The sequence below is a fragment of the Rhodomicrobium vannielii ATCC 17100 genome (genome assembly GCF_000166055.1).
GTDB lineage: Bacteria > Pseudomonadota > Alphaproteobacteria > Rhizobiales > Rhodomicrobiaceae > Rhodomicrobium > Rhodomicrobium vannielii.
In genome coordinates this window covers 1193437-1205899 of the sequence record NC_014664.1, presented here as the reverse complement: position 1 = coordinate 1205899, position 12463 = coordinate 1193437, and the positions used below count along the sequence as shown (strand labels likewise).

Annotated in this window: 16 protein-coding genes; 10 read left to right on the top strand and 6 right to left on the bottom strand. The window is 61.5% G+C overall.

What is annotated here, in order from left to right; genetic code table 11:
* Position 1 precedes the first annotated feature (1 nt).
* Together RVAN_RS05480 and RVAN_RS05475 are read left to right on the top strand one after the other, a co-directional pair.
* On the top strand, positions 2 to 1501 hold the full coding sequence (locus tag RVAN_RS05480; RefSeq protein ID WP_013418765.1) for a monovalent cation/H+ antiporter subunit D family protein: 1500 nt from the start codon (positions 2 to 4) through the stop codon (positions 1499 to 1501).
* 8 nt (positions 1502 to 1509) lie between these two features.
* A complete protein-coding gene (locus RVAN_RS05475; RefSeq protein ID WP_041787294.1) occupies positions 1510 to 3240 on the top strand; it encodes a complex I subunit 5 family protein in 1731 nt (576 codons plus the stop codon).
* Between the two features lie 336 nt (positions 3241 to 3576).
* On the opposite strand, the gene RVAN_RS05470 is transcribed toward RVAN_RS05475, so the two are convergent.
* The 3 genes from RVAN_RS05470 to RVAN_RS05455 all read right to left on the bottom strand — a co-directional run bounded on the left by RVAN_RS05470 (position 3577) and on the right by RVAN_RS05455 (position 4919).
* On the bottom strand, positions 3577 to 3795 hold the full coding sequence (locus RVAN_RS05470) for a hypothetical protein (protein WP_013418763.1): 219 nt from the start codon (positions 3793 to 3795) through the stop codon (positions 3577 to 3579).
* An 88-nt stretch (positions 3796 to 3883) separates the two neighbouring features.
* Entirely contained in the window at positions 3884 to 4210 is a 327-nt protein-coding gene (locus RVAN_RS05465; protein ID WP_013418762.1) for a hypothetical protein, read from the bottom strand.
* Between the two features lie 433 nt (positions 4211 to 4643).
* The gene (locus RVAN_RS05455; RefSeq protein ID WP_013418761.1) at positions 4644 to 4919 is read right to left on the bottom strand and encodes a hypothetical protein; all 276 of its coding nucleotides are present in this window, start codon (positions 4917 to 4919) and stop codon (positions 4644 to 4646) included.
* Between the two features lie 200 nt (positions 4920 to 5119).
* On the opposite strand from RVAN_RS05455, the gene RVAN_RS05450 reads away from it, so the two are divergent.
* From RVAN_RS05450 to RVAN_RS21105, 5 genes are all read left to right on the top strand, one after another.
* A complete protein-coding gene (locus tag RVAN_RS05450; protein WP_013418760.1) occupies positions 5120 to 5500 on the top strand; it encodes a hypothetical protein in 381 nt (126 codons plus the stop codon).
* A 98-nt stretch (positions 5501 to 5598) separates the two neighbouring features.
* The gene (locus RVAN_RS21110) at positions 5599 to 6177 is read left to right on the top strand and encodes a relaxase/mobilization nuclease domain-containing protein (RefSeq protein ID WP_081449399.1); all 579 of its coding nucleotides are present in this window, start codon (positions 5599 to 5601) and stop codon (positions 6175 to 6177) included.
* A 10-nt stretch (positions 6178 to 6187) separates the two neighbouring features.
* Positions 6188 to 6733 (top strand): LPD7 domain-containing protein, encoded by a 546-nt coding sequence (locus RVAN_RS05440; protein ID WP_041787291.1) that lies wholly within the window; start codon positions 6188 to 6190, stop codon positions 6731 to 6733.
* A gap of 73 nt (positions 6734 to 6806) precedes the next feature.
* Positions 6807 to 8717: a type IV secretory system conjugative DNA transfer family protein gene (locus RVAN_RS05435; protein WP_245258040.1), complete on the top strand. Its 1911-nt coding sequence runs from the start codon at positions 6807 to 6809 to the stop codon at positions 8715 to 8717.
* Positions 8693 to 9148: a S26 family signal peptidase gene (locus tag RVAN_RS21105; RefSeq protein ID WP_081449398.1), complete on the top strand. Its 456-nt coding sequence runs from the start codon at positions 8693 to 8695 to the stop codon at positions 9146 to 9148. Before RVAN_RS05435 ends, RVAN_RS21105 begins: the two co-directional genes overlap by 25 nt.
* 42 nt (positions 9149 to 9190) lie before the next feature.
* On the opposite strand, the gene RVAN_RS05425 is transcribed toward RVAN_RS21105, so the two are convergent.
* From RVAN_RS05425 to RVAN_RS19520, 3 genes are all read right to left on the bottom strand, one after another.
* Positions 9191 to 9586, bottom strand: a complete 396-nt coding sequence (locus tag RVAN_RS05425; protein WP_280642134.1) for a GNAT family N-acetyltransferase — start codon at positions 9584 to 9586, stop codon at positions 9191 to 9193.
* 121 nt (positions 9587 to 9707) lie between these two features.
* Positions 9708 to 9980 carry a DUF1778 domain-containing protein gene (locus RVAN_RS05420; RefSeq protein WP_013418756.1) on the bottom strand — a complete coding sequence of 91 codons (273 nt, stop codon included), beginning with the start codon at positions 9978 to 9980 and terminating at the stop codon, positions 9708 to 9710.
* 38 nt (positions 9981 to 10018) lie between these two features.
* Complete coding sequence (locus RVAN_RS19520) at positions 10019 to 10261, bottom strand: helix-turn-helix transcriptional regulator (RefSeq protein WP_245258038.1); 243 nt, start codon at positions 10259 to 10261, stop codon at positions 10019 to 10021.
* 607 nt (positions 10262 to 10868) lie between these two features.
* On the opposite strand from RVAN_RS19520, the gene trbB reads away from it, so the two are divergent.
* From trbB to trbD, 3 genes are read left to right on the top strand one after another with little or no spacing between them, the layout of a single operon-like run.
* Positions 10869 to 11834, top strand: a complete 966-nt coding sequence (gene trbB, locus RVAN_RS05415) for a P-type conjugative transfer ATPase TrbB (RefSeq protein WP_013418754.1) — start codon at positions 10869 to 10871, stop codon at positions 11832 to 11834.
* A gap of 3 nt (positions 11835 to 11837) precedes the next feature.
* A complete protein-coding gene (locus RVAN_RS05410; RefSeq protein WP_013418753.1) occupies positions 11838 to 12176 on the top strand; it encodes a TrbC/VirB2 family protein in 339 nt (112 codons plus the stop codon).
* Positions 12176 to 12463, top strand: coding sequence for a conjugal transfer protein TrbD (gene trbD / locus RVAN_RS05405; RefSeq protein ID WP_013418752.1), 288 nt, complete (start codon positions 12176 to 12178; stop codon positions 12461 to 12463). Before RVAN_RS05410 ends, trbD begins: the two co-directional genes overlap by 1 nt.

Sequence of the window (12463 nt, the reverse complement as noted above, 5' to 3'; positions counted from 1 at the left end):
CATGACCTTGGATTCATGGGTTCCTCCGCTGGTCATCGCGAGCTCGTTGCTTCCCGGGCTGATTATCTTCGGCTTGCCTGAGAATCGTGTGGGCCTGCGTACCACGCTCAATATGTTCGGTGCCCTGTTTAAATTGTCGCTGGTCGGCCTGATGCTTTGGGGGGTGTATAACGAGCGTCAATTCGAGACGCGAGTTCCATTCCTGCCGGGGTTGGATCTGGTTTTGAGCGCAAGCCCACTCGCACTGCTTTTCGTTACTCTGTCGACGGTGTTATGGTTCTTCACTACCATCTATGCCATCGGCTATCTGGAAGGTGAGCCGCATCGCAGCCGGTTCTTCGGCTTCTTCAGCCTGTGCGTGACAGCCACAGTCGGCGTCGCGCTATCGGGCAACCTCATTACCTTCGTGCTCTTTTACGAGTTGCTGACCTTGGCGACCTATCCTCTGCTCGTTCATCGCGGGACGGAGGCCGCAAGGCACGCGGGAAAAATTTACCTCGCTTACACGATGTCCGGCGGCGCGTTACTGCTGCTCGGCACGATCTGGCTTTACACGCTGACGGGCACGCTGGACTTCGTATCGCAGGGGTTCGTCCAGCATCTCTCGCCGCTTCATGACACGACGCTCGTGACCATCTTCGTGTTGCTGATAGCGGGACTTGGCGTCAAGGCGGCGCTGGTGCCCTTGCATGGCTGGCTGCCCGAAGCCATGGTCGCGCCAGCGCCTGTGAGCGCTCTGTTGCACGCCGTCGCGGTGGTGAAGGCGGGCGCATTTGGCATCGTCCTCGTGGTGTACGAGGTTTTCGGCGTCCAGTTTGCAGCGAGTTTGGGCGTTCTTAGCCCTCTCGCCTGGCTGGCGGCGGTCACCATAATCTACGGCTCGTTGCGCGCGCTTTTTCAGGACGACCTCAAACGTCGGCTTGCCTATTCGACGGTCAGTCAGGTTGCCTACATAATCCTCGGCGTGGCCATCGCCAGCCCCATCGCCACCATCGGCGGGCTCGTGCATCTTGTGAATCAGGGCGTCATGAAGATAACGCTGTTTTTCTGCGCAGGCAGCTTCGCACAGACCCTCGGGGTCCACAAAGTAAGCGAAATGAACGGCATCGGCGGCCGGATGCCGTGGACCATGGCGGCGTTCACGATTGGCGCTTTCGGCATGATAGGCGCGCCACCGGTCGCCGGCTTCATAACCAAGTGGTATCTCGGTCTTGGAGCGCTCGAAGCTCAACAGGGCTGGGTGATCCTGGTGCTGGTTGGCAGCACCTTGCTCAACGCGGCCTATTTCCTGCCGATCCTGAATCGCGCCTGGTTCGCCGCGCCGTCGCCGGAGTGGCCTCGCGAACAAAATCTCACGCGCACGAAGAAGGGCTGGGCGCTCCTGTTGCCTTTGATCGCGACGGGGGTGCTCGCATTGGCATTCGGATTGTTGGCGGCGGCGCCTTATAGCCCGTTGGAGTGGGTTCGCCTGATCGCGCAGCGGGAGTTTCTGGGGCAATGAACTCTACAATGTCAGACAATCTGCTTTTGGCTGGTGTGCTGTGGCCGCTACTGTGCACTTGCCTGTTCGCGTTTCGGGCGACGACCCCGCTGGCGCTAACGCTCGCTCCGTGGGGCGCTCTACCCGCACTGGCGGCAGGCTTTCTGGCGGGGCAGGGCGAAGTGCGCATGTCTTTCCTGTTGCTGGGCAGCGAACTTGGCCTCGACGCCACGGGGCAGTCGTTCCTGCTATCTACCGCGCTGTTGTGGCTGCTAGCAGGCGTTTTCGCGCGCGGCTATTTCGGCCAGTCGGATCGCCAGCCGTGCTTCTACGCCCTATTCTTGCTGACGATGGCTGGAAACCTTTTGCTCGTCATATCGCTCGACGGGCTCAGTTTCTATCTCGGCTTCGCCTTGATGAGCTTCGCCGCTTACGGGCTGGTCATATTCGACAGCAACGCCGCCGCTTTCAGGGCCGGGCGCGTGTATATCTTGCTGGTCGTGCTCGGCGAAGCGATGATACTCGTGGCCCTGCTGCTTGCCGCAAAGACTGCCGGGAGCACCTCCTTCGCCGCAATACGTGACAGCCTCGGGACGGCGGAAACAGGTCCGCTGGTGATCGCGCTGGCGTTGGTCGGCTTCGGCATCAAGGCCGGGCTGCTTGGCCTGCATGTATGGATGCCTCTGGCGTATACATCCGCGCCAATTCCTGCCAGCGCCGTTCTGGCGGGCGCGATGATCAATGCGGGTCTCCTGGGCTGGGTCCATTTGCTGCCGCTGGGCGAGAATGCATTCCCCGTCGCGGCGTCGGTGTTTCTTATATTGGGCCTGGTTACTGCGTTCTATGGCGTGGCAGTCGGCCTTTTCCAGCGCAATCCCAAGACGGTGCTCGCCTATTCCAGCATGAGCCAGATGGGCATCATGAGCGCCGCTATCGGGGTCGGCCTGATCGCGCCGTCCGCATGGGCACTGCTCCTTCCAGCCGTCGTGTTCTATGCAGTGAACCATGGACTGAGCAAGGGCACGCTGTTTCTCGGCCTGGGATTTGCCGACAATGACTTCCGAATGCGGTGGCGATGGGCGTGGATTGCCCTGTGGCTTCCGGCGCTCTCGCTGGCGGGCGCTCCCTTCACCAGCGGCATGCTGGCCAAATCGCAAATGAAGGCGCAGTTCCTTCAGGCGCCTGAACCATGGGAAGCCGCGCTGCACGTGCTGATCCCCGTGAGTTCGCTCGCTACGGCAATCCTCATGGCGCGGCTGCTTTATCTCGTGCGGCCCGTGCCCGACGCGCAGAGTGCATCGCCGGCATGGGCGCTTGCATGGCCATGGTTTCTCGCACTTGTCAGCGTCGCGTTCTCGGCCTGGTGGTTCGTCCCGCAGATGCCGTTATTGGATATGAAAGCCATCATGGACACTCTATGGCCGGTGCTTGCGAGTGCCGCTATCGCTCTGATCGTGTTGCGGTGGGGTCTGTTCCGGGGCGCGCCCTCAATACCGGCGGGAGATAATCTGATCTGGGTTGAGAGCGGCCTTGAGGCGCTGTGCCGCGCATGGCGGCAGCAGCTGGCCGTCATTTCATCGCAAAAACTTGCATTTCAGCGTTTGTCCGCACGCGTTCCCGTCCTCGCGGAAGCAGCGAGCGCCGCTTTAGGCCGGACCGAGGCCAGACTTACACGCTGGCGCGTGGCGGCGCAACTCGTGATCCTCATCATCCTGGCCGCGAGCCTGATGGCATCACCCGTGTGGACATCGTTGCGGTAAGCTCGGAAACCGCCTGTCGGCCGTGACGACAGTCTCCGCCGTAATGGCCTTAGCGCTCCCGGCGTCCAGTTCCGGCCCTGATGCCGGGTATTAGGCAAAGTCACGCATCGCGGCTTGTTCGGCAGTAAAGGCTGCAGGATTGACCATTCAAGGTCCGTCAGTCGCTTCGAACCGGCTTCCGCCCATCTTCGGTCGCTTCGCTTCCTGCAGACGGTTCCCCGCGAAGCCGTTTTCCGCTTGCACACCCGTACTCGCCGCGAGGCAGAGGGTTCCTGCCCGGCAGGAACCCTGAATCAAGCCGTGGAGCACCACGGGCTTTTGGCGTTCCAGAACTGCTTAGCGACGGCGCGACTTCGAGCGTGCCATCTTCCTTTCGTGAGGCTGTTCGATGAGTTCGCACGGGATCTCCGCTTCCGGGCGCAGCGGGTCACGCTGGCGGACGCGGTAGCGGTGGCCGTTATAGTCGAACTCCTGCCCGATGGCTTCCGGCAGTCTGCGGCCGAGATGCTCTTCGACGACAAACTCGGGCAGATAGACAACGCGGTCTTGTGACATGGGGTCTTTCCGTTCTGGGCCCAACTATCCGGACTTCGGCACGACCTTTGGCAGCGCCTCGGAAGCCGCGCGATCTCGGACGCATTGCTCATCGGCCCCGGCTCTTGCCGCCTGTGAGCCCGGCGGCAGCCTTGAGCGTGTCGGCGAGCGATCGGCGCTTGCGGGGCTCGTCGCGGCCGAGATGCTCATGCAATCCCCTGTCGAAGAAGTTCGACAGGAACTTCTGCGCGCCTTCGATCGAGGATGCCTTGCCGACTTCGTTGCCATCGACATAGATCCGATGATCGGTGCCTTTGGGATTTCCGCCACGGCCGGGAAGGGCAATATCGAGCCGAAAGCGGCGGCTGCCTTCACTGCAGGTGCCGTAGAGAAAACCAGCACCATCAATGCCTCGCCAGACGAATGTCCTGTCCATGTTTCCTCATCTCCCTCTCTTCAGTCCCGTGCTCGCCTGATGCGTTGCCGCCTGCGCAGTTACCGGCGATGGCATGTTGACTTTCGCGATCGCGGAAAACCGAGCACATGAAGCTCGGCAAGCGCCTGAGCGCCCTTCAAGTTCGGCATGCTCCCTGCCTTCTCGCCTCGAATGAAAACCTGAAAGAGCGGCCCCGCATGGGGCGGATCGCCCTCTCCTGGAACAGCGATGCTGATGGGGAGAAGCTGCTCGCCATCACGGAACACGCCCCGGAAATATCCCCCGCTATCCAGTCCTTTCCAGATGATGGAAGGCTTTGTGTGGTCGGAAGCCGGCATGGGACGCCCCAGCACATATATGATTGTTCACATGCTATCATTACGGAGGTTAAGACGCCAGCCCGTCGAACTCGACGATCACGCTGGCAGCCGCTCTAGCGCTTTCGCGCGGGCGGCGTCTTGCTCTCCTCGAAGACATAGCGGAAGCCTTTTTGCTCCTCGGCTCGGATGAGATCGCGCGCTCGCTTCTCGCCGACGAGGTCCTTCAGGCGCGCCAGATGGCCCTGGGCGATTTCGTAATTGCGGAAGAACGGGTCGCCGCCGCCTGGCGCCTCCGCTCTTGTGCGGGCGCGATCGCGGGCCGCAATAAAGGACCGGGCTTCTTTCAGAGCGGCTGCAGCGATGGCCGCTTTACTGGGCTTGCGGGCCATGGTTTCTCCACAAGCAGTGTCTTTTAATGGTACAAGTACAATCGTAGCTAACCTACGCCGGTGCGGCCGATAGGCGCCATAGACGACCTGTGCATTTTAGGTATGATATCTTATATACGATCACGCTTGCGGGAACGATCCGCGCCATCAACAGGATCGTCGTTGGACGCGCCGGGTAGCCGGCCGGGAGGCGCCATGCTATGTTGGAAATCACCGCCTATGCCGCGATGGCAGTCGGCGCTTTTGGGGCGATTATCGTCTCTTGCACGCACTACAATGCGTTTTGCTTGAAGCGGTTTGGTGTCGAGTTGCTGACGCTGCCTGCCTTTGCTGGCGTCGGCATCGCCGCCATCATCTTCTGGGAGGGCGTCCTCTATTATAGCGATGCCCTTGCGAAGCACGAAAACCTGTCGAACGGCCTTGCGCTGTTGGGCTTGGGCGGGGCCGGTCTCCTGTTCGCTTTCGTCGTCAACATCCGGCTGACCAATGTCTTTTACGGCGTCGTGGCTACGCTCGTTCAGCTCGTGCTGGGCGCGTTTCTTGCCCCCTTCATGATCATGCGCGATCGGCGCGGCCTGTGAATCCCCGATCCGATACGTGGAGCAGCAAGGCTGCTGGGATCGCGGCCGCAGGTTCGGTGGATAGCTCCTTCGAGCAAGCCGCAAAGGCGCGTTAAGCGATGATCGCGAAACGAATCCTGAGGCCTAAAGCCGCCTCAAATTTCGGTCGGCTCGGCGCCTACATCCTTGACGACGGTCGAGCGCCGAGCGAGACGCTCGCGACGCACACCTTCAGCTATATTCTCGATGGAGAAGAGGACGCTGGGCGGGTTGGGGCCGTCCGGGTCTCGAACTGTATGTCGGAGGCCCCTGATCTCGCGATCAAGGAGATTCTCGCCACCCAAGCGCTCAACAAGCGCAGCCGATCGGATCGCACCTACCATCTCGTCGTGTCGTTCGAGCCCGGAGAAACACCGACACCCGGAGCTCACATCGCGTCTTGGCGCCTTTCAGCCTGGCGCCCTGGGCGCTGCGGCCGCCAAGGACGCCTATGGCCCTGCGCCGCTGCACCCTCTCAACACCTCGACGCTCTATGCGGATTATGTCCGCCAGCGCCAGCAAGGCCTCGAAGCCCGGCGAAAATCCCGCGCGGCCAGCGCCGCAGCCCGGAACGGGGCTTACGCGGCATTCGCAAAAGGCTGGGCCGATATCAAGCGCTCGGGGCTTACCCGGGCGGGCAAGACATCGAGACGGGCTGAGCTTCGCCTGGTGCGATCGCGAGCGCTGGCCGCGCTCGCCGCCAAGCGGCGCGAGCGCGAGGCCGCGATCGAAGAGGCGTACTTCTTCACCTGGGTGTCCTATTTGCAGGCGCGCGCGAAGGCAGGCGACGGGGATGCGCTTCGGGCTTTGCGCGCGAGCGGGACAGCCGGAGCAAAGACCGCGGCGGCCTTCCTCACCGCCAAGGATGCGGAGGCCGCAAGAACCGTCATCTTGCAGGACTTGAACCCCGTCTGCCAGCGCAACGGCGAACTTGTCTATCGCCTCTCCGACGGCGGCGCGGTCGCCGACGAGAGCCTGCGCATCCGCATCGACAAGGCCTCCTATCAGGCCGCCATCGTCGCCCTGACGCTCGGGGCGCAGCGTTTTGCCGGCCAGGCCCTGGCGGTCGAAGGAACAGGCGCCTTCAAGAGACAAGCGGTCGAGGCCGCAGCAGCGCTTTCACTTGCCATCACGTTCAGCGATCCCGCCATGGAGGCCGAACGGCAGCGGCTCATGATGAAGAACACGCCGCGTCCTCGCCTCTCGCGTCCATAGCGCAGGCGTTAGATAAAGCGATTGTCTATAGACGATCATGCCGTTATTCTGGCTTGCGGCGAGAGGACGACACTTGAAAGCCAGCGGGAAGGCAGGCTCGCTCACGCTGTCCGATTTGATCAGGCAACGAACGGGAATGGCGATGATCGGGGCGGAGCGTCCGAAGCCTGACAGAAAAGCGCTCGCGATCGCCGTCCTGATCGGCCTCATCGTCCTTAACGGCGTAGCGACGCAGTATGTCGCTTCACGGTTCGCCCATCATCCCGCTCTTGGCGCGCCTCTCATCGGTCCTCTCTATCCACCCTGGGAGTGGCTGATCTGGCAGCAGAAGTTCGGCGGCCAGACCCACAGCGTGTTCCGAACCGTCTCGGCAGGCATGGCGCTTGCGCTTTCTTGCGGCCTGTTCGGCCTGCTCGCGGCAAGCGGGCGGAACGCGGAACGGCACGAAGGCATTCACGGGACCGCTCATTGGGCGAGCCAGGCTGAAATCGAGGCGACAGGGCTTTTGCCAAAGAAGGGACGGCGCGGCGAAGGCGTTTATGTCGGCGGCTGGCGCGATGAACGCAAACGGCTTCGTTACCTGCGCCACAACGGCCCGGAGCATGTCGCCGCCATTGCACCGACGCGATCGGGCAAAGGCGTCGGGCTTGTCGTGCCGACGCTTCTCTCCTGGCCCCATAGCGTCGTCGTCAACGATCAGAAAGCCGAACTCTGGAATTTGACGGCGGCCTGGCGGAAAAAAGAGGCAGGCAATGCCGTCATGAAGTTTGATCCGGGCGCTTCCTCGGGCAGCGTCAGCTTCAACCCGCTCGAAGAGATCAGGCTGGGCAGCCTTCACGAGGTTGGCGATGTCCAGAACCTCGTGACCATCCTCGTCGACCCGGAAGGCAAAGGCCTCGTCGATCATTGGGCAAAGACGAGCCACGCCTTTCTGACCGGCGCGGTCCTCCACGTTCTCTATAAGAAGCGCGCGGAAGGCAAGGTCGGCTCGCTCCCCGATGTGGCCGCCGCGCTGTCCGATCCGGATCAGCGCATCGAGAGCCTTTATTTCGAGATGATCGCCAACAGCTGGGGCGAGGGCGAGAAAACCCATTCCACCATCGCGAGTGCTGCACGCGACATGCTGAATCGGCCCGACGAGGAACGCGGTTCGGTGCTCTCGACGGCGATGTCGTTCCTGTCGCTCTATCGCGATCCGCTCGTCGCCAGGAACGTGGCGCGCTCCGACTTCAAGGTGGGCGATCTGATGAACCACGACCGCCCCGTCACGCTCTATCTCGTGGTCCGCGCCGAAGACAAGGACCGCATGCGGCCCTTGATGCGGCTTATCATCAACCAGCTTGTCCGCGTGCTGTTGCGCCCGGAAATCACCTTCGTCGATGGCCAGCCGCAGGCGCCGCACAAGCACCGGCTGCTCCTCATGCTCGATGAATTTCCATCCTACGGCAAACTTGAAGTGTTCCAGGAGGCGCTCGCCTATATCGCGGGCTACGGCATCAAGGCCTATCTCATCATGCAGGACATGTCCCAGCTCTGGGGCGCCTATGGCAAGGACGAGAGCATCACGTCCAATTGCCATGTGCGGATCGCCTATGCGCCGAACAGGGTCGAGACCGCCGAATGGCTGTCGCGCATGGTCGGCACTGCCACCATCGTGAAGGAGGACATCACCACGAGCGGCCGGCGCTTCGGCGCGGTCTTGACGCAGGTTTCGAAGACCTATCACCAGGTCAGCCGGTCGCTGCTCACCGCCGATGAGATCATGCGCTTGAAATCGCCATTGAAGGACAGCGGCGACCTCATCATCGAGCCGGGCGACATGCTCATCTTTGTCGCGGGGCACGCGCCGATCTTCGGCACGCAGAGCCTTTATTTTTCTGATCCCGTGTTCCGCGAGCGGGCGAAGCTGCCTGTTCCCGCGACCGACAGCCTTCACCGCAGGCAAACACCGGCCTTTCAATGGGATCCCAAAGCCGCCGAGTAGGACTCGCCGCCTGGATGGCGGCCGCGATAGTGTTCGTGCTCACAGGCGTCGCGGACAGGTTGGGCTATCGCTTCAATGAAACCCCTTCCGTGCCGGTTGGGATTTGGCGGGTCCTGCCGGTCAATGGCCCGCTGGAGCGCGGCCAGATCGTCAGCGTGTGTCCGCCGCCAACCGGTGTCTTCCTGGAGGCGAAAGCACGGGGCTATTTGTCAACGGGCTCTTGTCCGGGAGGACTCGAGCCCATGTTGAAGCCCATTGCCGCGCTTGAAGGTGACGTCGTCGAACAGACAGGCGAGGGCTTACGCATGAACGGCCGGCTTCTGCCTCATTCCTCGGCATTCCCAAAGCAAGCCATGATAGGAAGTCCGCTCGATCGCGGGCATCGGCTCGATTGCGCAAAGGCAGGAAGCCTGCACAGCGCAAATAGATGATTTAAGGGGGCGATCCACTTTATCGTCTCCACTCTGTCAGCCTTACTCGGCTCCCGAAAAGCTCGCGCGCAAATCGACCATCCGCACAATCATAGCGCGGCGGGGATCGAAAGGGAGATCCTGGAAGCCCCAGCGCCTGTAAAACGCGCGAAGGCTGTCGTCGAGTGGATGCGTGATGACGCCCGTGCTGCCGATCAGTCCTGATGCTTGAAGCGCGGTCCGCAAGGCGAAGAGGAGGAGCGAGCGCGCATGTCCCAGCCCTTGATCTTGGCGGTCCACGGCAAGCTGTCCGAGGAGCGTGACGGGAACGGGATCGGGGCGATTGCGCTGGTCGGCTTTGGGCATCCAAGCGCGCTCGATTTGCGCTGCGCTCAAAGTCACGAAGCCAACGATCCGTCCGCAGCTCGTGTCATCGGCCAAAACGGTGACGCGCGACACTCCGTTGACGTGATTGCCCCACGCATTTCGCTGGAACCACGCATTAAGCGAAGGCCGGCCGCAATCGAAAGAGGCACGGTCATCGCTCTCGGCCAGTGGCCTCGGCCGCTTAACCGCCAAGCTATTTGCTCCAGCTTGGTTTGGTCCGGTTCAGGTCCTGGAGCCCGGGAATTTCTTTCGCGGGTTCGCCGATCCAGGCCTCGAAACGCTCCCAGCTTTCGGCGGGAATCGTCACCACCGTCCGGCCAAGCACATCGATTTCGGCTGCCTCCAAAGCCTTTCGGCGCATGAAGTCGCTTAATGTCGTGCGCGATTGCTCGGCGGCCGCTTCAAGGATGGCCCGCTCATCTGGGCTCACACGAATGCTCAAGATCGATGTGGATGTTTCGCTCATGCGTATGACAATAGCATACAGGAACGGGGCGGAGCAATCTAAGGCTGAAACATCTGGAAAAGCGGCTTCTTCACGGCCTGGGCGAGCTTGACCATGGTGTCGATGCAGACATTGTGCATCGCGTTTTCCAGCTCGGAAATATGAGCCTGGGCGATGCCTGTGACCGCGGCGAGCTCGCGCTGGCTCAGGCTCGCATCGATGCGAGCCCTGCGCAAATTCCTCGCAAATATCTCCCGTTCCGGCTGGCTGTCTGGCGCCCTCTTCTTGGCGAGGACCGGCAACGCCCGCTTCCGCTTCGGCGGTTCAGCGGGGCTTGTTTCAGAGGACGGACTTTTGTCGGACATTGATGGCTCTGAGCGGCACAGGGCCGAGGGGCTACTATCGTGTGTGCACTATAGGCGCTCTTGCCTGGGAGGCAAGGCCGGACCCGGGAAATGGGCTTGATGGGATAAGGCTAGAGCACTCCGCGGCACAGTCTATCAACATACGATAGTGTTTGAACGATCTATGATGCACCAGAGACACAGTGTTCGATGGTGTATTGTCGCAAGTCGTTCGTCGCCAATATGCAATAATATCATACATTGATTATCGTTCATGGCTTATCGTGTTTCACGATGGCAACGAGGCGGGAATTAACGGTAGAGATACGCGCTGATTTGACGGCGACTATTATTGTAATAGTGATTTCACCGCTCGACACATGAACTCAACAGAAGGCTGGCATCCGAGCGCTGGCCTTACCGAAGACTTTGGCAATAAAGGCCATGGAGGCTAGGAGTGCGAAGGCGTTCAGAACCTACACCGGGTTTTGCAAGTTTGCCCTCCTCCACTCGATAGCCTACAAGCGAGCACATCGTAACACAGCCGATCCGAGCCGATGCGTTCATGGCCCCTTATCGTTCCGCGTCCGAACACGCTGTCCGCGTCGGCCAGAAGCTCGAACGCGAGCTTGGCGAACAGATTCTCAGCTGTCTTCGAGACCCGGAGGTCATAGAGATCATGCTGAACCCCGATGGTGTCCTTTGGGTCGAGCGTACTGGGCACCCCATGGCGCGCCTCGGCGAGATACCCCCGCATCAAGCCGAGGCCGCCATGGCAACCATCGCGGCGCTTCACAAGACCACCATCACTCGCGAGAACCCGATCCTTGAATGCGAGTTGCCGCTCGACGGCAGCCGCTTCGAAGGGCTGATCCCGCCCGTGGTGGCAGCCCCGAGTTTTTGCATCAGGAAACGCGCCACCCGCATCTTCACCCTCGACGATTATGTGAGCGCCGGGACCATGAGCCAGCGCCAGCGGGCCTTGATCCGGGAAGCAGCGCTCGGTCACCAGAACATCCTCATTGTTGGCGGCACCGGCTCTGGCAAGACGACGCTCGTCAACGCCGTCATCCATCTGATCGGCGCCGAACTTCCAGGCGAGCGTTTGCTGATCATCGAGGACACGCCCGAGATCCAATGCGCCGCGCCCAATCACGTGTTCAAGCGCACCACCGAAACCATCGATTTACGGCGGCTTCTCCGCTCGACCATGCGCTATCGGCCGGACCGGATACTTGTCGGCGAAGTGCGGGGCGGCGAATGCCTCGATCTCTTGAAGGCCTGGAATACCGGCCATCCGGGCGGCGTCGCCACCGTCCACGCCAATAACGCGAAGGGTGGCCTGATCCGCCTCGAAAATCTCATCGGCGAAGTCACCGCGGCCGCCATGCAAAAGACGATCGCTGCCGCCGTCGACCTCATCATTGTCATTGCGAAGACAGCCGCCACCAAATCCGGCCGCCAAGTGCAGGAGCTGCTGCGCGTCATCGATCACGATGGCAGCGATTACGTCACCGAAGCCGAGGAGTAACCCATGCGAAAAGCCCCAAGCGATTTCACCGCATTTTGGAGCCTCGCGCTGACGGCGCTGCTTTTTCTCCTGATCGCCTTTCCCGAGCACGCATTTGCGTCCTCGACCGGCAGCGGGCTCCAATGGGAAACGCCCCTGCAAAAACTCCGCGACAGCATCACAGGCCCCGTCGCTTATGCGGTCTCGCTGATGGGCATCGTCGTAACAGGCGCCATTCTCGTCTTTGGCGGCGAGATCAATGAATTCGTGCGCCGCGTCATCATGCTCGTGCTCGTCGTCTCGCTCATGGTGTTTGCCACCGACCTCTTGAGCACGCTGTTCAGCGCCGGAGCGGTGATCTGATGGGCGAGCTCAGACGCACTCCGCTCTATCGCGCCCTGCACCGGCCGAACCTGTTCCTCGGCGGCGAGCGCGAGCCCGTGCTGTTGACGGCGATCATCTGCGCCGGCCTCGCCGTCTCAAGCCTCAACCTTATCGCGATCATGATCGGCGCCGGCCTTTGGCTCGTCCTGATCGGCGCGTTCCGCATGATGGCGAAGGCCGACCCCTTCATGACGAGGGTCTATCTGCGGCAACTCCGCTACGGCGCGTATTTTCCGGCGCGGTCGCGCGCTTCAAGGCTCGATTAG

Coding starts and splice junctions, on each gene's coding strand:
- RVAN_RS05455 (WP_013418761.1), bottom strand. CDS start 4,919: ATGGCCCGCAAGCCCAGTAAAGCGGCCATCGCTGCAGCCGCTCTGAAA.
- trbD (WP_013418752.1), top strand. CDS start 12,176: ATGGGCGAGCTCAGACGCACTCCGCTCTATCGCGCCCTGCACCGGCCG.
- trbB (WP_013418754.1), top strand. CDS start 10,869: ATGGCCCCTTATCGTTCCGCGTCCGAACACGCTGTCCGCGTCGGCCAG.
- RVAN_RS05450 (WP_013418760.1), top strand. CDS start 5,120: ATGTTGGAAATCACCGCCTATGCCGCGATGGCAGTCGGCGCTTTTGGG.
- RVAN_RS05420 (WP_013418756.1), bottom strand. CDS start 9,980: ATGAGCGAAACATCCACATCGATCTTGAGCATTCGTGTGAGCCCAGAT.
- RVAN_RS05480 (WP_013418765.1), top strand. CDS start 2: ATGACCTTGGATTCATGGGTTCCTCCGCTGGTCATCGCGAGCTCGTTG.
- RVAN_RS21105 (WP_081449398.1), top strand. CDS start 8,693: ATGGGATCCCAAAGCCGCCGAGTAGGACTCGCCGCCTGGATGGCGGCC.
- RVAN_RS21110 (WP_081449399.1), top strand. CDS start 5,599: ATGATCGCGAAACGAATCCTGAGGCCTAAAGCCGCCTCAAATTTCGGT.
- RVAN_RS05465 (WP_013418762.1), bottom strand. CDS start 4,210: ATGGACAGGACATTCGTCTGGCGAGGCATTGATGGTGCTGGTTTTCTC.
- RVAN_RS05475 (WP_041787294.1), top strand. CDS start 1,510: ATGTCAGACAATCTGCTTTTGGCTGGTGTGCTGTGGCCGCTACTGTGC.
- RVAN_RS05410 (WP_013418753.1), top strand. CDS start 11,838: ATGCGAAAAGCCCCAAGCGATTTCACCGCATTTTGGAGCCTCGCGCTG.
- RVAN_RS05470 (WP_013418763.1), bottom strand. CDS start 3,795: ATGTCACAAGACCGCGTTGTCTATCTGCCCGAGTTTGTCGTCGAAGAG.